Below are 21,814 nucleotides of genomic sequence, written 5' to 3' on the forward strand. Positions count from 1 at the left end.
CGTGGAATCCGCCCCAGCCGCCGCCCTCGCCGTCACCGGGCTCCCGGTGCCGAGCGGGGCGACCCCGGAGGCGGGCGAGGGCAAGCGCCCCCGCCCGCCCTTCGGCGTCGTCCTGGCCGCCTGCCTCGTCGCCGCCGCGTCGCTGATCCCGCTCGGGTTCGTGGCGTTCATGACCGTCAGCACCGGCTGGGACACCGCGGCGGCGCTCATCTTCCGCGAGCGCACCCTCGAGCTGCTCGGCAACACGCTCCTGCTCGCGCTCATCACGGTGCCCCTGTGCATCGTGCTCGGGGTGGGCGGGGCGTGGCTCGTGGAGCGGACCGCGCTGCGGGCGCACCGGGTCTGGGCGGTGGTCCTGGCGGCGCCGCTGGCCATCCCGGCGTTCGTGAACTCGTACGCCTGGGTGTCCGCGGTGCCGCGGCTCGAAGGGGTGTTCTCCGGGGTCCTCATCGCCACGCTCTCGTACTACCCGCTCGTGTACATCCCTGTGGCCGCCACGCTCTCCCGGATGGACCCGGCGATCGAGCAGTCCGCCGCATCCCTGGGGCTGGGCGCGTGGCGGACGTTCTTCCGCGTGGTGCTGCCCCAGCTGCGGATCGCGGTGTCCGGAGGGGCGCTGCTCGTGGCGCTGCACCTGCTCGCCGAGTACGGCGCCTTCGCGATGATCCGCTTCGACACGTTCACGACGGCGATCATGGAGCAGTACCGCTCGACCTTCAACGGCGCCGCGGGCAACATGCTCGCCTCCGTCCTGGTGACGGTCTGCCTCGTGTTCCTCGTGGCCGAGGCGCGGGTGCGCGGCAACGCCCGGTACGCGCGCATCGGCTCCGGCGCCCAGGCCACCCCGACCCGCCTCGGGCTCGGGAGGTGGCAGCTGCCCGCGCAGCTGGCGCTCCTGGGGGTCGCCGTCCTCGCCGTGGGGGTGCCGCTGTGGATGACCGTGACCTGGGCCGCCCAGGGCGGGGCGGACATCTGGCAGACGGCGGACCTGGCCGGGGCGCTCGGCTCGAGCCTGTGGCTCGGGCTGCTCGGCGCCATCGTGACCACCGTGGTGGCCTTCCCCCTCGCGTTCCTCGCCGTGCGGTTCCCGGGATGGCTCTCCCGCGGGCTCGAGCTGTCCAACTACGTGACGAGCTCGATGCCCGGGATCGTCCTCGCGCTCGCGTTCGTGACGGTCGCGCTGCGCGTCATCCCGGGCGTCTACCAGACCACGGGCCTGCTCGTGGCCGCCTACGTGCTGCTCTTCCTCCCGCGCGCGCTCGTGAACCTGCGGGCGGGCCTCGCCCAGGCCCCCAAGGAGCTCGAGGAGGCCGCCCAGGCCCTCGGGAAGCCTCCGCTGTTCGCGTTCGCGCGCGTCACGCTGCGGCTCGTGGCCCCAGCCGCCGCGGGCGGCGCCGCGCTCGTGTTCCTCGCCGTGGTCAACGAGCTCACGGCCACCCTGCTCCTCTCCCCGCTGGGCACCAGGACGCTCGCCACCGAGTTCTGGGCCCTGACGAGCGAGATCGACTACGTCAGGGCGGCCCCGTACGCGCTCGTGATGATCGCGCTCTCCGCCCCCATGACGTACCTGTTGTTCCAGCAGTCCAAGAAAGCAGCCGGACAGTGACCGAACAGACCCCCACGCCCGCCGCGGCGGCCCGCTTCCCCAGCCCGCGGGTGGCCCCGCAGATCGCCCAGACCGCGGACCACCACCTCGACATCGAGGAGGTGACGAAGGACTTCGGGCGCCAGCAGGTGCTCAAGGGCATCAACCTCTCCGTGGCCCGGGGCGGGACCACCGCCATCGTGGGCCCGAGCGGCTCGGGCAAGACCACCCTCCTGCGGCTCATCGCCGGGTTCGAGGCGCCCGACACCGGCCGGATCCTCATGGACGGCAAGGAGGTCGCCGGAAGCACGTGGGTGCCCGCCCACCGGCGCAACATCGGCTACGTCGCCCAGGACGGGGCCCTGTTCCCGCATCTGTCCGTCGGGCAGAACGTCGCGTTCGGGCTGGACCGGGAGAAGTTCCGCGGCCGCAGGGCGGTCCAGGAGCGGGTCGAGGAGCTGCTGGACATGGTGGCCCTCGACCCCGCGTACGCCAAGCGCCGCCCCCACCAGCTCTCCGGCGGCCAGCAGCAGCGGATCGCCCTTGCCCGGGCCATGGCGTGCGAGCCCGAGGTCATGCTCCTGGACGAGCCGTTCTCCGCGCTCGACGCCGGCCTCCGGGTCGCCACCCGCAGGGCGATCGGCAAGGTTCTGCACCACGCCGGCGTCACCACAATCCTCGTCACCCATGACCAGGCCGAGGCCCTCTCCTTCGCGGACCAGGTCGCCGTGATGCGCGGCGGCCGGCTCGCCCAGATCGGCAACCCGTTCGTGGTCTACACCCGGCCCGCGGACCGCGCCACGGCCGAGTTCCTCGGCGACGCGGTGATCCTCGACGCCTGGCTCGAGGGTTCGCTGGCCATGTGCTCCCTCGGAGCGATCCCCGTCCGCCGCCCGCCCGCGCAGGGCCGCGTGCAGATCATGCTGCGCCCCGAGCAGATCCGCATCGCCGCGGACTCGCGCATCCACGGCACCGTGCTCGACTGGGACTACTTCGGCCCCGAGTCCTCGGTGCGCATCAAGCTGCGCGAGCGCCCCGCGGACCCGCGCATCCCCGGCGGTGGCGAGGTCATCACCATCCGCCACTGGAACGCCGCCATGGCCCGGGCCGGCATGGACCTCGCGCTCAAAGTCATCGGCGAGGGCGTGGCCTTCCCCCTCGACTGACCCGCCCCCGACTGACCGGCCCCTCGCCCCCTCACCGTTTCGGGTACGCATCTCGTCGCCCTTCTCCGGTTCCGGGTACGCATCTCGCCGCCCTTCCGGCCTTCCGGGTACGACGGCGAGCGCCCGCCTCCCGCGGGCGGCCCACCCGAGGCGAGCGGGCGGCGTCGTGCGCCGGGTTACGCTGAAGGCATGGCCGACGACGTCACCGCCCCCGCGACCCGCTGGGTCCGCAGCTCCGCCCTCACCCGGTACCGCCTCGCCCCCAATCCGGGGCCGATGAGCCTCGACGGGACGAACTCGTACGTGATCGCGGCGCCGGACTCCGAGTCGGTGGTGGTCGTGGACCCGGGCCCCCTCGACCCCGAGCATCTGGCCGAGCTGGCCGGCGCCGGGCGGGTCGAGCTCGTGGTGCTCACGCACCACCACCCGGACCACACCGAGGCCGCCGGGGAGTTCCACCGCATGACCGGCGCCCCGGTGCGGGCCAAGGACGCCGCACTGTGTCGCGGTGCGGGACCGCTCGAGGACGGCGAGCGCCTCGAGGCCGGTGGGGTGCGGATCGAGGTCCTCGCCACCCCGGGCCACACGGCCGACTCGATCTGCCTGTCGCTCCCCAACGACGGCGAGCACGGCGCGGTGCTCACGGGCGACACGATCCTGGGCCGCGGCACCACGGTGATCATGTTCCCCGACGGGCGGCTCGGCGACTACCTCGCGACCCTGCGCCGGCTCGAGGCCCTGGGCCCCGCCACGGTGCTGCCCGCCCACGGTCCGGTGCTCCCCGACCTCGCCGGCATAGCGCGCGCCTACCTCGCCCACCGTGAGGAGCGCCTCGACCAGGTGCGCGCCGCGCTCGCGGAGCTGGGCGGAGGCGCCACGGTGGCGCAGGTGACCGACGCCGTATACGCGGACGTCGACGCGAGCGTACGCCGGGCCGCCGAGAACTCGGTGGCCGCCCAGCTGGACTACCTGCACGGATAGACGTGCGGGACCGGCCGCTCAGAACAGGCTGAACTCCGAGAACTCGCCGGTGGCCGGGCCGATGCTGGCCCGGACCTCGTCCACCCGACCGGGCGCCTCGTCGGAGCGCAGCCAGTCGAGCATCGCCTGGACGCCGTCCCGCGCACCCTCGGCGACAACCTCGACGGTCCCGTCCGGGAGGTTGCCGGCCGAGCCCACGAGGCCCAGCCGCTCGGCCTGCCCGAGGGTCCGGAAGCGGAATCCCACCCCCTGCACCATGCCGGAGACCGTGGCGCTGAGCCGGGCCTCGGGCGGCTCAGGCGTCCCCGCGGTGCCGGAGGTGCTGTGCGGGCCGCGGCGCCGGAAGATCGACATGCCTCAAGTGTCCGCCGGCGCCCGGGAGGCCGCCACCGCGGCGTTCCCCCGGCCTCCCTCCGGCGTCCTCAGGGCGTCCACCCACAGCACCGCCGCGAGCACGATTGCCCCGATCGAGAAGGACGCGGCGACGTCCGTGAGCCAGTGGCGGCCCAGGTAGAGGTCGCTCGCAGCGACGGCGAGGACGAGGACGCCCGCGCCCAGGGCTGCGAGGGGCAGCCCGCGGGTGCTCGAGCGGCGCGAGTAGACCAGATAGAGGCCCACGAACAGCAGGGTGGCGGCGCCGGCCGTATGCGCTGACGGGAACGCGGGCCCCTCGTTGCCTCCGACGGCCTCGAACCACGCCGGCGGTCGGGACCTGCCCACCCAGTACCGGGCCCCCATGACGAGGAGGAAGTCGGCGAGCGAGGCGCCCGCCAGGAGGGCGGGCCGCCACAGTTCGCGGCGCCACACTGCCCAGACGGCGGCGACCACGGCCGACGCCGCCAGCACGGCCGCCGGTCCGGTCGCGGCGCTGAGCGCGTGCGCCGCCGCGGTCGCGGGACCGCTGCGGTGGGCCGCGAGCCCGTCCAGCACCGGCCAGTCGAGGTCCGCGAGGCTCCAGTTCCCCGCCACGGACTCGAGCAGCCAGCCGAACGCGATGAGGCCCGCCGCCGCCAGCGCGGCGGCCAGGGCGCGCCGGGCGGAAGCGGTGACCTTGAGCATTCTCCCAGTCTCGCGCGGACGCGTGGGAGATGACCGGGAAGAAGCTCGGCCCCGGCTGGGAGTCGGCGGGCGGCGTCCCGTCCGCTCCCGCCCGGCGCTGTCCCGCCCGGCGCTGTGCCGCCCTGTCCCGCCCGGCGGCTCCGGCGGTAGCGTGGCTCGCATGAGCGCTCCCCTCCAGCCCTCCCTGCACCGCCAGCACGTCGCCGTCGCCGCCCCGACCCAGCTGTGGCTCAGCGCCGAGGGCCGCCTCGCCCCGGACCCGGCCGGCCTGACGGGCATCTTCCACGCCGACACCCGGTTCCTGGACCACGCGGCCGTCACCGTCAACGGCACCGAGCCGCAGCCAGTGGGCGTCTCCGCCGCCGGCGCACGCGTCACCGTGGACGGCCTCGCCAGGAACATCGCCGGGCCAACCCTCGATCCCGCCGTCCGGGTGGTCCAGACCTGGACCGTGGAGCCCGGGACCGTGCGGCACACGATCGAGCTCAGCACGTCCCTGCCCGAGCTCGACTGCACGCTCGCGGTCCACCTCGGCGCGGACTTCGCCCCGATGGCCGCCGTGCGCGTGGGGCATCCCGGGGATCCGGTGGAACCCGCGCACGACGCCGGGCGGCTGGCCTGGGAGCGCGGCGGCCGGCGCGCCGTGGCCGCCCCCGGCACCGAGGGGGCAAGCGTGTCCACCTCGATCGACCGCGACTCCGACGACACGGACGGGTTCCCCTCGGGCCACCCCGCCCTCGTGTGGTCTGCGGTGCTGGGCCGCGGGAAGCCGTTCCGCGCGTCGTGGAGCGTCGCGCTCGAGGACGCGGACGCCGTCGTGCGTGCGGCGCCGGGCGGCGCGGAGGAGGACGGGGCGGAGAGCCGGCCGGGCGCCGTCGGCCGCCTGCTGGCCACCTCCCTGCAGCAGCTCGCGGGCCTCCGGCTCGCCACGACGCGGCTTCCCGACGCGCCCTTCCTCGCCGCCGGGGCGCCCTGGTACTTCACCCTGTTCGGGCGGGACTCGCTGTGGTCGGCCCGGCTCCTGCTCCCCCGCGACACCGCCCTCGCGTCCGGGACCCTGCGCGCGCTCGCGGCGTACCAGGGCTCCGAGCGGGTCCCGGAGTCCGCGGAGGAACCGGGCAAGATCCCGCACGAGATCCGGGCCAGCGAGCTCGTGGTGGACCATGGACCCGGCGGGGACCAACTCCGGCTGCCCCCGGTCTACTACGGGACCGTCGATGCGACCGCCCTGTGGCTGTGCCTGGCCGGAGAACTGTCCCGGACCGGGCGCGCCCCGGACGCCGTGCGCGCGCTGCTGCCGGCCGCGCGGCGCGCAGCAGACTGGCTCCTCGCCTCCGCCACTGGGCCAGGCGGGTTCCTCGCGTACCGCGACGAGACCGGGCACGGGCTGAGCAACCAGGGCTGGAAGGACTCGGCGGACGCGATGCAGTTCCGCGACGGCCGCCGCGCGGAGGGGCCGATCGCCCTGGCCGAGGTGCAGGGGTACGCGCACCAGGCCGCGCTCGAGGCCGCCGCCCTCTTCGAGGAGCTGCGCGGGCCGGGCGGCGGCGAGGGCCTGCGCGCCCAGGCGGCGGCGCTGCGGGAGTTCGCGGCCGGGATCCGTGCACGGTTCCGGGAGTCGTTCTGGGTGGAGGACGGCGCCGGGAGGTTCCCGGCGATGGCGCTCGACGGCGGCGGCACCCCCCTCGACGTGCCCGGGTCCAACATGGGCCACCTGCTCGGCACGGGGCTGCTGGACGCGGACGAGGCGCGCCTCGTGGTGGACCGGCTCCTCGGGGACGAGCTGTTCAGCGGCTACGGCATCCGGACCCTTTCGACGGCCGCGGCGGGATACTGGCCGCTGAGCTACCACTGCGGGTCGGTCTGGAGCCATGACACCGCCATCGCGGTGCGCGGGATGCTCGCCGAGGGCTTCCGGGCCGAGGCGGCGACGGTGGCGCGGGGGCTCGTCCGGGCCGCGGAATCGCTCGGCGGGTCGCTGCCCGAGCTGTTCTCGGGCGTCGGGTCCGCCGAATCGGCGTGCGCGCTCGCCTACCCGGCGGCGTGCCGGCCCCAGGCGTGGAGCGCGGCCTCGGCCGCGGTGGTCGCGCGGGCGCTGGGGTCCTGAACCGGAGGCCGTGGGCCCTGCGCCGGCCGGGTCAGGGCCGCCTCTTCTGCGGGTAGACCGTCTCCTGCCGGGCGAGCATGTCCACGAACTCGGCGATCTTCCGGGCCCGCGTCTCGGGCCGCTTCACCGAGGTGGTGCGGTAGATCAGCGCGAAGCGGTTGGTCGAGGTGAGGACGTCGAACATCGCCTGGGCCTCGGGGACGGCAGCGATGGCCGCGGCCAGGTCCGCGGGGACCTCGGCCGAGGCCGCGCCGCTGTAGGCCGCCTCCCACCGGCCGTCGGCCTTCGCCGCGTCCACGGCTGCCCGGCCGGCCGGCGTCATGCGTCCCTCGGCCTCGAGCCGGGCCACGCGCTCCACGTTGCTCTGCGACCATCGGCTCCTGGGCGAGCGCGCCGTGAACCGGATGGCCGAGCTCTCCGCGTCCCGCGCCCGGAGCTGGCCGTCGATCCAGCCGAAGCACAGCGCCTCGAGCACCGCCGGCTCGTAGGCGAGCCCGGTCACGGTCCCGCCCTTCTTGTGCAGGACGAGCCACACGCCCGGGCTCTCGCGGTGGTTCTCGGCGAGCCATGACCGCCACGCGGCGGCGTCGGGGACAACGAGTTCGGGAAGCTCGGGGGCCATGCGGCCTACCCTCTCCGAGAGCGGGCGGGGGCGCAAGGCGCTCGTACCCGCAATGCCGGAATCGCGACGAGATGCGTACCCGAGACCGAGGAGGGGCCGCGAGATGCGTACCCGAAACGGGAGGGGGCGGGGTGGCGGGAGGTGGGAGGATGGTGGGCACCTGCCGCGAAGGGAGTCCCCATGCTGCGTGTCCTCGCCACCCGCTACACGTCCGCGCTGCCGGAGCTGCGCCGGCTCCTGCTCGACCTCGGCCTCGTGCCCGGGGAGGAGGGCGAGGGCTGGGCGGTGCTCGACTCGCACAGTGGCCGGGTGCGCCTCCGCTCGGCCGAGCCGGGCTCGCCGCAGGACGGCACCACCGTGTTCGGGGTCGAGGTCCGGGACCCGCAGGAATTCGCCCGCCGCACGGCGGACGACGGCGGCCTGGCGGCTCTCGAGGACTCCGCCGGCGGCCCTCGGGTGCGGATCACGGGGCCGGACGGCTTCGGGTTCACCGCCGAGCCCACCTCGCACGCCGGACGCCCCGTCGATGCCGATCCGGACATGACCGTGCGGCTCGAGTGGAACACCCCCGACCTCGACGGCGCCGCCGCGGCCCTCGCCGCCATCGGCGCCCGGCCGCGGCCGGAGCCGCTGCTCGGCCCCGCCACCGCCCGCGAGTTCACCGCCAAGAACGGCGGGGTCATCGCCGCGGTCACGGCGGACGCCGCCTCGGCCGGCGGCCTCGTCCTCGAATACTCCGGGCGGCGCAGCGAGCTCATGCCCCGCCTCGCGCTGGCCGGCTGGACCGCCGAGGAGGTCACTGTCGAGGAGGCCGAGGGCGGGAGCCGGCCGGGCGGCGTCGTGCGCGTACGGATTCCCACCCCGGACGGACGCGGCGTCACGATCCTGGCGGCGGGCCCCACCACGGGAGCCGAGATACGGTAGAACAGTAGGCATGGCAGTTCGCACCCCCGACCCGTATCCCGGCTGGCTCTCCCCGGAGGACCTCTACGAGGCGCGGAACCGGCTGCCGATGCTGTACGTCGAGGCGGTGCCCGTGCGCCTGGACCCCCTCGGGTACGTCAACGAGGTGGGGCTGCTGCTGCAGGCCGACGACGAGGGCAACATGATGCGCAGCCTCGTCTCGGGCCGCGTGCTGTACAAGGAGACGATCCGGGCGGCGCTGCTGCGCCACCTCGAGAAGGACCTCGGCACCCTCGCGTTCCCGCAGCTGCCCGTCAGCCCGGTCCCGTTCACCGTGGTGGAGTACTTCCCCTCGCCGTCGCAGACCGGCTTCACCGACGAGCGCCAGCACGCCGTCGCGCTGGCCTACGTGATCCCCGTGACCGGCGAGTGCCAGCCGCGGCAGGACGCCCTCGAGCTGACGTGGATGTCCCCCGCCGAGGTCCTCAGCGGCCCGGTCCAGATGGAATTCGTGGGCGGCCGCGGGGAGCTCGTGCGACAGGCCCTGGCGTTCGCCGGGATCGCCCCGTAGCCCTCCGGTTCCGCCCGGCCCCCGCGCGCCTGTGGGCGGTCGTTACCAATCCTTTATAGGGTGGGAGCGGACCGAAAGCCACCACGGAGGACCCAGATGCACCACAGCTCGGGACCGCACGAGCGGCCCGGAACCCCCGAGTTCCACGAGATCGACGCCCACGAGCTCAAGCACGGCCAGCGGCTGCTCCTGCCCGACGGCGAGGGCAGCGCCGAGGTCCTCGAAGTGGACACCGTGCTGGACGACTACGGCCATCCCGCGCTCTACTTCGCGGTGCTCGACAACGACCTGAACCTGCGGGTCGCCCACGGCACACGCGTCCGCGTGGCCCGGGGCAAGGGCGGCCGCCCCGCGGACCTGCTGTTCGCCGGGGCAGGGCGGGACTCCGCCGGGTCCGCCGGCGCCGGGGACTCCGCCGCCGGAGCGCCCTCCGGGCCTGCTGGGCCGGGTGCCCGGGGCCCTGCCGCCCCGGCAGCCCCGGACGCCCCCGCCGCCCTGGACGCCGGCGGCACGGGGGCCTACCGCACCGACTCCGCGCCCGCGCGCACCGAGACCGAGGTCCTCGTCTCCACGGAGCCGCACGCCACCGAGCCGCCGGCCGCCGGTGCCTCCCCCGCGGCCGTGCCCCAGGCCCCGCTGCGCGGGCCGTCCGAGATCACGCTCGAGACGGGCGACGTGGTGGTCGTGCCGGGCGCCGCCCCGGCCGCCGCGTCCAACCTCCGCCCGGACCTCCTGGCCCGCATCCCCGCTCTGGACGAGAAGCCGGAGGAGCTCATGCGCGCCATCGACGCCGCCCACCCCGGCCGGCACGCCGTCAACGAGCTCGCCGGGCGCCTCGCGAAGGGCATCAACGTCAAGTCCGGCGCGTGCCTGGCAGACCTGCGCGAACTCGCCTTCGAGCTCTACGTGGGCCAGGACGACACCGAGAACGCCCTCAAGGTCGCCGACCTGCTCGCCGTGCTCCCCTACGACGGCAACCCGGCGCGCTGGGCCTCGATCGAGTCCGCGCTGGGGCTGGCCGCCCACCTCGCCCGGAAGGAGGGCGACGCGGAGCGGGCCGAGGGCTACGGCGAGCTGCTCCGCACCCCGGACACAGCCGAGACGGACCCCTTCCGCGCCCGCATGGCCGAGCGGGTGCGCCAGCGCGCCCTCAATGCACCGAACCTCTACGACAAGGAGGTCTCCCGCGCGGCGGCCTCCAAGGACCACGCCGAGGAGCGCGCGTGGCGGATGCTCCGCCTGGCTGGCCTCCTCCACCTGCGTGCCCACGGCGGCTCGACCGTGTTCACGCAGGAGGAGCTGGACCGGCGGATCGACGTGGAGCTCGGCGCCGTCCGCCCGTAAGGGGCGCCCCTGAGGGCGCCCCACGCAGGGCGTGCCTACGCGAACGGACCGGTGGGGCCGGCGGTGGCCTCGATCTGCTTGACCTTGGGATCGGTCTCGTCCGCGCCGAAGTCGGAGGGCCGCGTCTCGTCCGCTCCCTGGGGCACCTTGAAGAGCCGCAGGAGCAGCGTCAGCACCACCGAGACGACGAGGTTGAGCACGAACGCGGAGATCGCGATGTACACGGTGAAGTTCGTCCCGGGGAACGCCGCGGTCGAACCGCCGAAGTGCGCGTGCGTGACAGGATTGACCACGTTGTAGGCCGAGACGGTGCCGAAGATGATGCCCACGGCCCAGCCGATGAGCAGCGCCCACCGGTCGAACCACCGCGTGTACAGGCCACCGACCACCGCGGGGAAGGTCTGGAGGATCCAGATGCCGCCGAGGAGCTGCATGTTGATGGCCGCGGACTGGTCCATGCCGATGACGAAGATGAGCGCCCCGACCTTGACCACGAGGGAGACGATCTTGGAGACATTGGCCTCCGTCTTGGGATCGGCGTCCGGCTTGAAGAAGTCCCGGTAGATGTTGCGGGTGAACAGGTTCGCCGCGGCGATGGACATGATCGCCGCGGGCACGAGCGCCCCGATCGCGATGGCCGCGAGTGCAATCCCGGCGAACCACGAGGGGAAGTGGTCCAAGAACAGCTGCGGCACCACGAGCTGCGGGTTGGTGGAGCCGTCGAGGTCCACGGGCTTGGTTCCGGCCTTGATGGCCACGAAGCCCAGCAGCGCGAGGAACCCGAGCATGAGCGAGTACAGCGGCAGGATCGCGGCGTTGCGGCGGATCGTGTTGCGAGCCTTCGACGCCAGCACGCCGGTGACCGAGTGCGGGTACATGAACAGCGCCATCGCCGAGCCGAGCGCGAGCGTCCAGTACGCCGAGTAGCTCGAGCCGGTGGGGATGAACACGCCCGCGGGCTTGCCCGTCGCCTGGCTGACGGTGCCGAGCTTCGTCTGGGCAGCACCGAAGATCGCGTCCCAGCCGCCGAACTTGATCGGCAGGTAGATCACGGCCACGATCACGGCCAGGTAGATCAGCAGGTCCTTCACCACGGCGATCATGGCCGGCGCGCGCAGCCCGGACGTGTACGTGTACGCGGCGAGCACCACGAACGCGATGATGAGCGGCAGGTCGGTCAGGAACGCGTTCTGCGCGCTGCCGAGCCCGAGGACCGTGAGCACGGCCTTGATGCCCACGAGCTGGAGCGCGATGTACGGCATGGTCGCGACGATGCCGGTGACCGCCACGGCGAGGGACAGCCAGCGGCTCCCGTAGCGCCCGCCCACGAAGTCCGCGCTCGTGACGTACCCGTGCCGGTGGGACACCGACCACATCCGGCTCATGATGATGAAGATGATCGGGTACAGCACGATCGTGTACGGCACCGCGAAGAAGCCGCTCACCGACCCCGTGGCCCACATGGCCGCGGGGACGGCCACGAAGGTGTAGGCCGTGTAGAGGTCGCCGCCGAGCAGGAACCAGGTGATCCAGGTGCCGAACCCGCGGCCGCCGAGGCCCCACTCGTCGAGGCTGTGCAGCCCCGTCTCCTCCTTCGAGCGGCGCCAGCGCGCCGCCATGAACCCCATGACCGCCACGATGGCGAACAGCAGGATCACGATGATCAGTGCGGGCCAGTCGATGGGACGGCTGCTCATAGCGGCTCACCTCCTTCGCTGTCTGCCTCGTCGGACGACGCCGCGTGGCGGCCGCCGCTGCCCCGCCCACCGGTGTCGGGGCCGGCTGGGCCGCCGGGACTGGCTGTCCCGCCCGGACTGCCCGGACTGCCTGTCCCGGCCGGGCCGGCCGGGGAGGCGGTGGCGCCCGTGCGGGCCGCCCCGCGGCGCCGGCGGTCCTCGGCGGTCACGAGCCAGTAGGCGATCCCGCTGAGCGCGGCCGAGATGGGCACCCACAGCAGCTGGTACCAGTAGAAGAAGGGCATGCCGCCCAGCCGCGGCTGGTCGAAGGAGTACATCTGCGGCATGAGCGGCAGCACGATCGCGGCGGCCAGGAGGATCCCCGCCACTGCGTACGGCACCGGTCTGGCCGGCGCCCGGGTGGGGGTGTCGCGGGTGGGGGCATTGGACTCGGACAACGTGGCCTCCTTTGGTCGCCTCCGGTGGGCCGTCGCCGATGCGCGGGGTCGCCGGACGTCTTCGCAGGTCCCGGCGTATTTGTACCGCAGGAGGGGCCGCGGAAGGAAGGTTTCGTTGCAGAACTTTCCGCTCGGGGAGTCCTGGCCCTATCCGAGTGCGGCGAGGCCCGGCTGGAGCTGCTCGAACAGCTCGGCCGGCCCGTTGGGGCTGTCCAGCTGGGTGTTGATGAGGATAGCCACGGTCGTGCCCGTGCTGGGCTGGTACATGGTGAGCGACTCGTAGCCGAGGCCCGTCCCGGTATGTCCCCACCAGCCGTCGAGGCTGCCTGCGGCGAGGCCGTAGCCGTCGTACTCGGGGCTGCCCGGATCGTTGGCGGGATTCGAGACGGACGTGAGGCGCTCCTTCTGCAGGGCCGCGGGCAGGAGCGAGCCGGACCCGAGCGCCCGGCCCCACGTGAGCAGGTCCGAGATCGAGCCGAAGTAGCCCCCAGAGGCACCGTACATGGAGGGGCTCACCTGGGCGAGGCTCTCGAGGCCCGCGCTCGTGGTCTGGTACGGCGTCGCGACGGGCGTCGCAGGGTCCTGGTCCCCGGAGTACGCCACGGACGTGAGCCCGAGGGGGCCGAGGACCTGGGACTGGAGCTCGCGGTCCCACGGGCTGCCCGTGACCGCCTCGATGACCTTCCCCAGGAGCACGGAGTTGGTGTTGCTGTACTCGTACTGGGCGCCGGGGGCGAAGTTGAGCGGCTGCCCGAAGGCGTAGCCGAGCAGCTGGTCGTCGGTGAACGCACCCGTGTAGGCGGAGTTGAGCTGGTCGGAGAACCCCTGGGTGCTGGAGAACTCGGGCAGCCCCGTGCGCATCGAGAGGGCCTGCCGGACCGTGATCTGGCCGCCGACCGGGACGCCGCCGTACTGCACGCCGGCCACCGCGGGCACGTACTTCGCGACCGGGTCGTCGAGGCCGAGCCTGCCCTGGGCGACCAGCTGCAGGACGGCCGTGCCCACGAAGCTCTTGGTGATGCTGCGGAAGGCCGAGCGCATGTCCGCGGACCACGGGGTGCCGTCCGCCGCCTGTCCGACGGTGGCCAGGTACCGTGCCCGGGCCACGGCGCCGGTGCCCGTAGACACCGCCACGGCTGCGCCGGCGGCACCCCGGCTGCTGACGAACTGGGAGACGGTCCCCGCGATGGAGGCCGGCATCTCCTGCCAGGCGGGTTGGGCGGGGATGGGCAGCGGCGCGGGCCTGGACGGTGCCGCGGGACTGGGCGACGGCGGGGCAGAGGCGGCCGGCGCTGGCGCGGGACCGGACGGGCGCGCCGCGGAGGCCGCTGGCGCCTGCGGGTGCGCCTTCTCGGCGGACGCCTCGGTGGCGCGCAGCACGCCGGGGCCGAGCCCGGCCGCGGCCGTCAGCCCCGCGACCAGCAGCGCGGCGAGCATCCCGAGGAAGGCGAGCCGCCGGCGTCGGACGCGTGGGGAGCGGCCGAGGACGCGCGGGAGCCGGCGGCGGTCCCCCCGTGGTGCCATGGTCGTCGCCCCTTTCAATGCCCCCTGAGGCGTCTCGCTCCGTCGGTTCCCTACCGTACGCGGGGAGCCTGTGCGGGTGCTATGCGCGGGCCGCCCGTGACGCCGCCGCACGGGGCGGTGGCAGACTGTACAGGTGCCAGATTCCGTCCCCGCCGCCCCCGAGGCCCCGGCCGCCGCGCAGGCCGGCCACCCCCGCCAGTCCGAGTTCGGATTCGAGGTCGGCACCCGCCTCGAAGGCCCCGGCGGCGCTGTGGGACTCGGCCGGACCGGCACCATCACCACGCCGCACGGGACGATCCAGACGCCGGCGTTCATCGCCGTCGGCACCAAGGCCACCGTCAAGGCCGTGCTGCCCGAGTCCATGGCCGAGCTCGGCGCGCAGGCCCTCCTCGCGAACGCCTACCACCTCTACCTGCAGCCCGGGGCGGACATCCTCGACGAGGCCGGCGGGCTCGGGCGGTTCATGAACTGGCCCGGCCCCACCTTCACGGACTCGGGCGGGTTCCAGGTGATGAGCCTGGGCTCGGGCTTCAAGAAGGTCATCGACATGAAGGGCCCCGACGCGCCCCAGCACGCCGGGGCCGACGACGCGGTGGCGCCCGGCAAGGAGCGCCTCGCCCACATCGACGACGACGGCGTGTGGTTCAAGAGCCACCTCAACGGGGACCGGCACCGCTTCACCCCCGAGATCTCGATGCACGTGCAGCACCAGATCGGCGCGGACATCATGTTCGCCTTCGACGAGCTCACCACCCTGCACAACTCCCGCGGCTACCAGGAGGAGGCGCTCGAGCGGACCCGGCTGTGGGCGCAGCGCTGCGTGGACGAGCACTTCCGGCTCACCGACGCGCGCGCCGGCAAGCCGTACCAGGCCCTGTTCGGCGTCATCCAGGGCGCCCAGTACGAGGACCTGCGCCGCAAGGCCTGCACCGACCTCGGGGCCATGCCGTTCGACGGGTACGGGATCGGCGGGGCGCTGGAGAAGGAGAACCTGGGCACGATCGTGGGGTGGTGCTCTGAGGTGCTGCCCGAGGACCGGCCCCGGCACCTGCTGGGCATCTCCGAGCCGGACGACATCTTCGTGGCCATCGAGGCCGGCGCCGACACCTTCGACTGCGTCTCCCCCACCCGCGTGGCCCGCAACTCGGCGTTCTACACGGCCGAGGGGCGGCTCAACCTCTCCGGGGCGAAGTACAAGCGGGATTGGGGCCCGCTCCAGGACGGCTGCGACTGCTACACGTGCGCGAACTACTCGCGCGCGTACATCCGGCACCTGTACAAGGCCTCCGAGATGCTCTCCCACACGCTCATCTCGATCCACAACGAGCGCTTCGTGGTGCGGATGGTGGACGACGCGCGCCGGGCGATCGAGGACGGCACCTTCTACGAGTTCAAGGCCGAGACCCTGGGCCGCTACTACGGCTCCCCCACCGGCAGCGCCCCCACCGTCTGAGAGTCACCTTCTGGGAGTCACCTTCTGGGAGTCATTTCCCGGCGGTTCGGCCCGCAGGAGGTGACTTTCAGACGGGGCGGGGCGGACGACGGCGGGCGGCCACCCGCCGTCGTCCGGCCGCCTAGTGGTCCGGTCGCCTCAGCGGCCGCGGGCGGCGAGGACCACGGCCGCGCCGGTGCCGGCGAAGAAGGCGATGACCGCCACGAGCACCGCCACGAGCGGCGGGGTCCAGGACGCGGCGGCGCTGTGGATGCCCCCCAGCAGGGTCGGGGCGACGGCCGCGACGCCGTACCCGGTTCCCTGCACGAGCGCGGACATCCGCCCGGCGGCGGCCTGGTCGGGGGCCACCGTGAGGATCGCCGTGAAGATGAAGGTGATGCCCCCGCCCTGCGCGGCGCCGCCGAGCGAGCTCCACAGGGCCCACAGGCCGGGCGCCAGCAGCAGCCCGAGCGGGACGGTGAGCCAGAGGATGCCCAGGGTGGCCACGGTGGCGCGGGAGCCCGCGTACCGGGCGAGCAGCGGGGTGCCGAGCGCGCCGAGGATGGCCATGATCTGGAACAGCGAGGCCCCGGCCCCGGCGCCCGCCGCGCTGAGCCCCAGTTCGTCGGTGAGCAGGCTCGGCAGCCACGCGGTGATGCCGTAGTACGAGAACGCCTGGCCGCCGAAGCCGAAGGCGAGCGCCACGGTGACCGCGCCGGTGCGGCGCGCCCGCGGCGCGGCGTGGTCCGAGGGCGCGGCCGGGGCCCCCTCCGGCCGCAGGGCCCGGCGCAGCCCCACCGCGGCGACCCAGACCATGAGCGCCACGAGCGCGAAGAGGGCGCTCGCGGCCAAGGCCACGCGCCAGCCGGTCGCCGCGGCCAGCGGCGCGGTGGCCACGGACGTCACGAACGAGCCGACGTTGAGCGCCGCGGTGTACACGCCCATGGCCATCCCCTGGCGGGCTTGGGTGAAGTCTCGCCGGATGATCAAGGGCACGGCGATGTTGCCGACCGTGATCGCCACCCCGAGCACCACGGTGCCCAGCATCACCACGGCGGTGCCGTCGAGGGACCGGATGAGGACGCCGGCGAGGACTCCCGCCAAGGTCAGCGTCACGGCCATCTCGGCCCCGAAACGCCGGGCGCACAGGGACGCGAGCGGCGAGGCGAGGGCGAAGCACAGCACGGGGATGCCGGTGAGCAGGCCGAGTTCCCCGGCGGAGAGCCCGAGGTCCCCCTCGAGGGCCCTGGCCACGGGGGCGACCGCCACGAAGGGGCCGCGCATGGTGAGCGCGATGAGGCCGATCGAGACCAGGAGGAGCCACGCGGCGGCGGCCCTCGGATGGCCGGTCTGACGGGGCGAGGATTCCGCGGGGGGCTGGGGACGGGGGCTCATCACTCTCGTTCGTATCACGGCGACGGCGCGGGGGTCTCCTGCATCTCAGTCTCCGGGAAGGCGCCGGTCCTCGGAGGACGGCGGCCCTCCCGCCAGGTGGAAGTCCTGTGCCTGCGGCCCCCAGCGGCCGCAGGCACAGGACGGATCGTGGTGGCGCAGGCTAGGCGAGGCGCGAGGGCGAGTGCCCGGCGTCGTCCGCGCCGGCCGGCGCGCTCCCGACGCCCGCAGAGACGGGGTCCACGGGCGTGAGGTCCCGGTCGAGGTGCGTCTCCTGCCGGCGGGACGGCAGGAAGAAGATGTACACGACGAGGGAGATCACGATCGTGATCGTCACGTAGGTGAACAGCCACTCCTTGTGCCCGGCGCTCGAGAGCCACGCCCCGATGAACGGCACGGTCCCGCCGAAGAGGGAGTTGGCGACGGCGTAGCCCAGGCCCACGCCGAGGGCGCGGACGGAGGCGGGGAACATCTCGGCCTTCACGATAGCGCTGATCGACGTGTAGTTGATGACGATCATGAGGCCCGCCAGCATGAGCCAGAACGCGATGACCGGGTCCTTGACGCCGGCGAGCGTGGACATGATCGGCCACGTGAAGATCGCGCCGAGGACGCCGAAGACGATGAGCTGGAGCTTGCGGCCGATCTTGTCGGAGAGCAGGCCGAACAGCGGGTGCAGGATCATGTAGACGAACAGGGCCCAGAAGTTGATGACCGAGGTCTGCGTCTTCGGGATGTGGGACACGCTGTTCATGAAGCTGAGGATGTACGTGGTGTACAGGTAGAACGCGCACGTTCCGCCCATGGTGAGGAACACGACCACGACGAACGGCTTCCAGTGCTTCGTGAAGAGCAGCTTGAGGGTTCCGGGCTCGACGGCCTCGAACTCGCCGCGCTCGCCGCGCGCCTCGGACGCCGCGGCGGCGGCCTTGGCAGCGGCCACCTGCTCCTTGGAGATCGTCTCGTCCATGGTGCGGCGCAGCCACAGGACGATCAGGGCGGCGACCGCGCCGATCGCGAACGGCACTCGCCAGCCCCAGGCCTTCAGGTCCGCGTCGCCGAGGGTCGACTGGAGCACCACGAGGGTCAGCAGGGCCAGGACCTGGCCGCCCACGAGGGTCACGTACTGGAAGCTCGAGAAGAAGCCGCGGCGCTTGGACGTGGCGACCTCGGACATGTACGTGGCGGCCGTGCCGTACTCGCCGCCCACCGAGAAGCCCTGGAGCAGGCGGGAGAAGTACATCAGGACCGTGGACCACATGCCGATCTGCGCGACGCCGGGCATCACGGCGACGAGGAGCGACCCCACGCCCATGAGGGACACGCTCAGCGTGAGTGCCGCGCGGCGGCCGTTGCGGTCAGCGTACCGGCCGAAGAACCACGAGCCCACCGGGCGCATGAGGAACGTCAGGGCGAAGGTGAGGTAGGCGTCGATCTGCGCCTGGACCGGGTCCTTGCTGCTGAAGAAGTAGGTCGCGAAGTACGCCGAGAACGCCGCGTAGACGTACAGGTCGTACCACTCGATGAGGTTTCCGGCTGACCCTTTCAGGGTGTTGGCGACGGCTCGCCGGGTCCGGGCAGCGCTGCCCGCAGACCCCTGGTGTGCAATGCTCATGGACTAGGACGCTAGGCGTGACCGCGTTCACAGCCCAAGCTGGGGCGCCCATTCCTAACACTTCCTTAAGTCTTCGCCCGAGCGGGTAGTCTCGGGGGCGGACAGTGGAGGGACCGGATGCGAGTGCTCATCGTCGAGGACGACGACGCGATGGCCTCCGCGCTGCTGGCCTCCGTCCGCTCGGCGGGCCACGACGCAGCCCGGGTCGGCCGCGGGGCGGACGCGCTCCTCGTGCACCGGGAGCACGACGCGATCCTGCTGGACCTCGGCCTGCCCGATATGGACGGCCTCGACGTGCTGCGCAAGCTGCGCCAGGTCACCGAGGTGCCGCTGCTGATCCTGACCGCCCGGGACGACGAGCGCAGCGTGGTCCTCGGGCTCCGCTCCGGGGCGGACGACTACCTGGTCAAGCCGGTCAAGCTCGTCGAGCTCCTGGCCCGGATCGAGGCCGTGGCCCGGCGCGTCGCCCGCGGAGGGGGTTCGGAGCCGCACCGGATCGAGCTCGGCGAGGTCAGCATCGACCTCGATCGGCGGGTCGCCGCCGTCGGCCCCCGCGCCCTGAACCTCACCGCCACGGAGTATGAGCTGCTCGCCCTGCTCGCCAGGCACGCCGGCTCGGTGGTCACGCGGGAGCAGATCCTCGACACGCTCTGGGGCGACGCCTTCGTGACCTCGTCCCGGTCGCTGGACGTGCACCTGACGGGGCTGCGGTCCAAGCTCATGCTGCCTGGCTTCATCATCAACGTCCGCGGTGTGGGGTACCGCGTCGAGGGCCCGGCACGCGCCCCCTCCGGCGGCGGCCGCCGGTGAGGCTGCGCGTCCTGGGCGTCCTGAGCCTGTTCTCGGTGCTCATCGTCGTCGCGGTCTCCGCCTCGATCCTCGCCTCGGTCGGCCGGGAGCTCACCCAGGAGCTGCAGATCAATCGGGTGGCTGCCCTCAACCGCTTCGCGCAGGTCGCGGACGATGCCGCCTCCAGCGGTGACACCGCCCAGCTCCAGCGCGAGATGGACCGCTATTCGTCCCTGTACGGCGAGGGGATCGTGGTCCGTACCCCGCAGGCCACGCTCACCTCCGGCGGCCTCAGCGCCGACCGCCCGGACGTCCGGGAGGCTGCCGCCCGCGCCCAGCTCAACCTCAGCGACACCGCCCTCGAGCCGGTCCAGCCGTTCGGCCCCGCTTCCGAGGTGATCGCCCGCTCCTACGGCACGGCGAGCCAGGTGCTCGGCGAGGCGGTGCTCGACGTCGATCTGGCCGCCGCCGAACAGAAGCTGCGGGAGCGCTGGCTCCTTGTCGCGTTCGGGTCCATCGCGGTGTGGGCGCTGCTGCTCGCGGGCGCCGGGCGGCTCACGGGCTGGGTCCTGCGCCCCGTCCACCGGCTCACCGCCGCCGTGATCGCGTTCGAGGAGTCCGCGCGGGCCACGCGGCTGCGCGAGGACGGGCCGCCGGAGCTGCAGCGGCTGAGCAGGGCCTTCTCCGCGATGGCCGAGCACGTGGGCGCGTCCATGCAGGCGCAGCGCCAGCTCATCGCGGATGCCTCCCACCAGCTGCGCAACCCGATCGGGGCGCTGCGGCTGAGGATCGACCTCCTGGCCCTCGAGCTGGACACCCCGGCCCAGCGGGAGGCCGCGGCGGGGGTGACGCGGGAGCTCGAGCACGTCGAGGACATCCTGGACGGCATGCTGCGCCTGGCCTCTGCGGAGCACCGGGTCCGCGAGGGCTCGATCGGGGGCGGCGCGGGGCCGGCGATGGGACAGCGCGCCGAGGTGCTCGACCCGTGGCCGGTGCTGCAGGACGCCGTGGAGCGCGCCGCCCCCGGGGCCCTCCGCAGCGGCGCCCGGCTGGAGCTCGCCGAGGCGCCGGCTGCGCCGCTGAGGCTCGCCTGCAACCGTTCCGACCTGGCGGACATGGTCGGGGAGCTGCTCGAGAACGCGATCAAGTACGCCGGCGCGCCGGGTGCCAGGATCACCGCCGGGGCAGTCCTACGGGGCGGTGCGGTGGCGGTGGAGGTGGCCGACGACGGCCCCGGCCTCACCGCCGAGGAGCGCGCGGCCTCGACGACCCGCTTCTGGCGCTCGCCCGAGCACAGCGGCTCCCGCGGCACCGGGCTGGGCCTGGCCATCGTCGAGCAGCTGGCCGAGGCGAACAGCGGGCGGCTGGTCCTCGCGGCGGGCAGCCCTCGCGGCCTCGTGGCCCGGGTGGAGTTCCCCGCGGTAGCGGCCGCCGCGCACGACGGCGCCCTCCCGCACCCGGGCGCCGGCGGCGCCGGCGGCCCCGCGGATGCGAGCGATGCCACGGCGGGCGACGGGGAGGACGTCCATGGCTGAACGCCCCTCCCCCGCCGGTCTCCCGGCGACCCGGCGGACGGTGCTGCGGGCCGGCCTGGCCGCCGGGCTCGCGGGTCTGGCCCTGCCCGCGGCGGCCGCCTGCGCACCCGGGCCGCCCGCCGAGGCCCTCAGGGTGGCCGGCGGGGAGCAGGGCGGCTTCTACCTCGAGTTCGCAACCCTCTTGGCGGCCTCCCTCCAGCGGCACGGCGTCGCCCGGACGGCCTCCGCCCTCGAGACCGGCGGGAGCCTCGACAACATGGACCGTCTGGCCAGCGGCGGGGCGACACTCGCGATCGCCCTCTCGGATGCCGCGGCCGACCGCCTCCGCACCCAGCGGATGCTCGCGCTCGGGAAGGTGTACGAGAACTACCTGCACTGCATGGTCCGCGCGGACAGCGGCATCACGGTCCCCGCCGACCTCGCGGGCCGGACCGTGGCCGTGGGCGACCCCCGCTCCGGCACGTCCCTCACGGCCGCCAGGCTCCTCGCGGCCGCGGGGCTCGCCACGGCCCCCTCCTCCGCGGCGCACCGGCCGGATCCGCTCCCTCCGCGGACCGTCGCCGCCGTGGGGCTCGGCCTCAACCAGGGCCTGGCCGCACTGCATGATGGCGCGGTCGAGGCGCTCTTCTGGTCCGGCGGTGTGCCCACGGCGGCCATCACGGCCTTCGCAGGGGCGACGAGGGTGCGGCTGCTTGACCTGTCCGAGCTCCTCCCGGCACTGCGGTCCCGGTTCGGGGCGTTCTACGACCGGGTGCTCATCCGGGAGGACAGCTACGCGGGGGTCCCGGCAACCTGGACCGTCGGCGTCGCGAACCTCCTCCTGTGCCGTGAGGACCTGTCCGCGGACGTGGCCCGCGCCGCCGTCGGGCTGCTGCTCGAGCACTCGGCCGAGCTGGTCCCGGCGGCGAGCCGAGGGGTCCAGTACCTCAGCCCCGAGACGCTCATCAGCACCGCGGGAGTGCCCCTGCACCCGGGCGCCGAGGACGCCTACCGGACCTTCCACGGCTGAGGGCGCCGGGCATTCCCGGCCGCGGACCCTAGCGCCCCCTTTTGGG

19 protein-coding genes are annotated in these 21,814 nt (G+C 73.7%); 11 read left to right on the forward strand and 8 right to left on the reverse strand.

Annotated elements, in window-relative coordinates; translation table 11 throughout:
* Position 1 precedes the first annotated feature (1 nt).
* From ACYVKZ_RS06995 to ACYVKZ_RS07005, 3 genes are all read left to right on the forward strand, one after another.
* Positions 2-1,606, forward strand: coding sequence for an ABC transporter permease (locus ACYVKZ_RS06995; RefSeq protein ID WP_460991348.1), 1,605 nt, complete (start codon positions 2-4; stop codon positions 1,604-1,606).
* The gene (locus tag ACYVKZ_RS07000) at positions 1,603-2,751 is read left to right on the forward strand and encodes an ABC transporter ATP-binding protein (protein WP_460991349.1); all 1,149 of its coding nucleotides are present in this window, start codon (positions 1,603-1,605) and stop codon (positions 2,749-2,751) included. The genes ACYVKZ_RS06995 and ACYVKZ_RS07000 overlap by 4 nt, the downstream gene beginning before the upstream one ends.
* A gap of 189 nt (positions 2,752-2,940) precedes the next feature.
* Positions 2,941-3,732 carry an MBL fold metallo-hydrolase gene (locus ACYVKZ_RS07005; RefSeq protein WP_460991350.1) on the forward strand — a complete coding sequence of 264 codons (792 nt, stop codon included), beginning with the start codon at positions 2,941-2,943 and terminating at the stop codon, positions 3,730-3,732.
* An 18-nt stretch (positions 3,733-3,750) separates the two neighbouring features.
* Here the strand turns inward: ACYVKZ_RS07005 and ACYVKZ_RS07010 are convergent, their stop codons facing one another.
* Both ACYVKZ_RS07010 and ACYVKZ_RS07015 read right to left on the reverse strand, forming a co-directional pair.
* The gene (locus ACYVKZ_RS07010) at positions 3,751-4,086 is read right to left on the reverse strand and encodes an acylphosphatase (RefSeq protein ID WP_307007270.1); all 336 of its coding nucleotides are present in this window, start codon (positions 4,084-4,086) and stop codon (positions 3,751-3,753) included.
* A 3-nt stretch (positions 4,087-4,089) separates the two neighbouring features.
* Positions 4,090-4,791, reverse strand: coding sequence for a phosphatase PAP2 family protein (locus ACYVKZ_RS07015; RefSeq protein WP_460991351.1), 702 nt, complete (start codon positions 4,789-4,791; stop codon positions 4,090-4,092).
* Positions 4,792-4,951: 160 nt separating this feature from the next.
* Between ACYVKZ_RS07015 and ACYVKZ_RS07020 the strand changes: the two genes are divergently transcribed.
* Positions 4,952-6,898: a glycogen debranching N-terminal domain-containing protein gene (locus tag ACYVKZ_RS07020; protein WP_460991352.1), complete on the forward strand. Its 1,947-nt coding sequence runs from the start codon at positions 4,952-4,954 to the stop codon at positions 6,896-6,898.
* Positions 6,899-6,929: 31 nt separating this feature from the next.
* On the opposite strand, the gene ACYVKZ_RS07025 is transcribed toward ACYVKZ_RS07020, so the two are convergent.
* Positions 6,930-7,520 carry a YdeI/OmpD-associated family protein gene (locus tag ACYVKZ_RS07025; RefSeq protein WP_460991353.1) on the reverse strand — a complete coding sequence of 197 codons (591 nt, stop codon included), beginning with the start codon at positions 7,518-7,520 and terminating at the stop codon, positions 6,930-6,932.
* Between the two features lie 180 nt (positions 7,521-7,700).
* Between ACYVKZ_RS07025 and ACYVKZ_RS07030 the strand changes: the two genes are divergently transcribed.
* From ACYVKZ_RS07030 to ACYVKZ_RS07040, 3 genes are all read left to right on the forward strand, one after another.
* A complete protein-coding gene (locus ACYVKZ_RS07030; RefSeq protein ID WP_460991354.1) occupies positions 7,701-8,444 on the forward strand; it encodes a VOC family protein in 744 nt (247 codons plus the stop codon).
* A 10-nt stretch (positions 8,445-8,454) separates the two neighbouring features.
* The gene (locus ACYVKZ_RS07035) at positions 8,455-8,994 is read left to right on the forward strand and encodes an NUDIX hydrolase family protein (protein WP_307112694.1); all 540 of its coding nucleotides are present in this window, start codon (positions 8,455-8,457) and stop codon (positions 8,992-8,994) included.
* A gap of 96 nt (positions 8,995-9,090) precedes the next feature.
* Positions 9,091-10,338 carry a DUF6707 family protein gene (locus ACYVKZ_RS07040; protein WP_460991355.1) on the forward strand — a complete coding sequence of 416 codons (1,248 nt, stop codon included), beginning with the start codon at positions 9,091-9,093 and terminating at the stop codon, positions 10,336-10,338.
* 35 nt (positions 10,339-10,373) lie between these two features.
* Here the strand turns inward: ACYVKZ_RS07040 and mctP are convergent, their stop codons facing one another.
* From mctP to ACYVKZ_RS07055, 3 genes are all read right to left on the reverse strand, one after another.
* On the reverse strand, positions 10,374-12,035 hold the full coding sequence (gene mctP / locus ACYVKZ_RS07045; protein ID WP_460991357.1) for a monocarboxylate uptake permease MctP: 1,662 nt from the start codon (positions 12,033-12,035) through the stop codon (positions 10,374-10,376).
* Positions 12,032-12,472: a DUF3311 domain-containing protein gene (locus ACYVKZ_RS07050; protein ID WP_460991358.1), complete on the reverse strand. Its 441-nt coding sequence runs from the start codon at positions 12,470-12,472 to the stop codon at positions 12,032-12,034. The genes mctP and ACYVKZ_RS07050 overlap by 4 nt, the downstream gene beginning before the upstream one ends.
* A 147-nt stretch (positions 12,473-12,619) precedes the next feature.
* Complete coding sequence (locus tag ACYVKZ_RS07055; RefSeq protein WP_460991360.1) at positions 12,620-13,996, reverse strand: serine hydrolase domain-containing protein; 1,377 nt, start codon at positions 13,994-13,996, stop codon at positions 12,620-12,622.
* Between the two features lie 133 nt (positions 13,997-14,129).
* Between ACYVKZ_RS07055 and tgt the strand changes: the two genes are divergently transcribed.
* Positions 14,130-15,449, forward strand: a complete 1,320-nt coding sequence (tgt, locus tag ACYVKZ_RS07060; protein ID WP_460991362.1) for a tRNA guanosine(34) transglycosylase Tgt — start codon at positions 14,130-14,132, stop codon at positions 15,447-15,449.
* Positions 15,450-15,587: 138 nt separating this feature from the next.
* On the opposite strand, the gene ACYVKZ_RS07065 is transcribed toward tgt, so the two are convergent.
* Positions 15,588-16,823 carry an MFS transporter gene (locus ACYVKZ_RS07065; protein WP_460991364.1) on the reverse strand — a complete coding sequence of 412 codons (1,236 nt, stop codon included), beginning with the start codon at positions 16,821-16,823 and terminating at the stop codon, positions 15,588-15,590.
* Between the two features lie 160 nt (positions 16,824-16,983).
* A complete protein-coding gene (locus ACYVKZ_RS07070; RefSeq protein ID WP_460991366.1) occupies positions 16,984-18,435 on the reverse strand; it encodes an MFS transporter in 1,452 nt (483 codons plus the stop codon).
* A gap of 117 nt (positions 18,436-18,552) precedes the next feature.
* Here ACYVKZ_RS07070 and ACYVKZ_RS07075 point away from each other — a divergent pair, with 117 nt between their 5' ends.
* Genes ACYVKZ_RS07075 through ACYVKZ_RS07085 form a run of 3 tightly spaced genes read left to right on the forward strand, consistent with a single transcriptional unit; the run spans position 18,553 to position 21,768 of the window.
* Positions 18,553-19,245, forward strand: a complete 693-nt coding sequence (locus tag ACYVKZ_RS07075; protein ID WP_460991367.1) for a response regulator transcription factor — start codon at positions 18,553-18,555, stop codon at positions 19,243-19,245.
* Complete coding sequence (locus tag ACYVKZ_RS07080; protein WP_460991368.1) at positions 19,242-20,759, forward strand: sensor histidine kinase; 1,518 nt, start codon at positions 19,242-19,244, stop codon at positions 20,757-20,759. Before ACYVKZ_RS07075 ends, ACYVKZ_RS07080 begins: the two co-directional genes overlap by 4 nt.
* Positions 20,752-21,768, forward strand: coding sequence for a TAXI family TRAP transporter solute-binding subunit (locus ACYVKZ_RS07085; RefSeq protein WP_460991370.1), 1,017 nt, complete (start codon positions 20,752-20,754; stop codon positions 21,766-21,768). Before ACYVKZ_RS07080 ends, ACYVKZ_RS07085 begins: the two co-directional genes overlap by 8 nt.
* Positions 21,769-21,814: the final 46 nt, after the last annotated feature.

Source organism: Sinomonas soli (genome assembly GCF_054782415.1).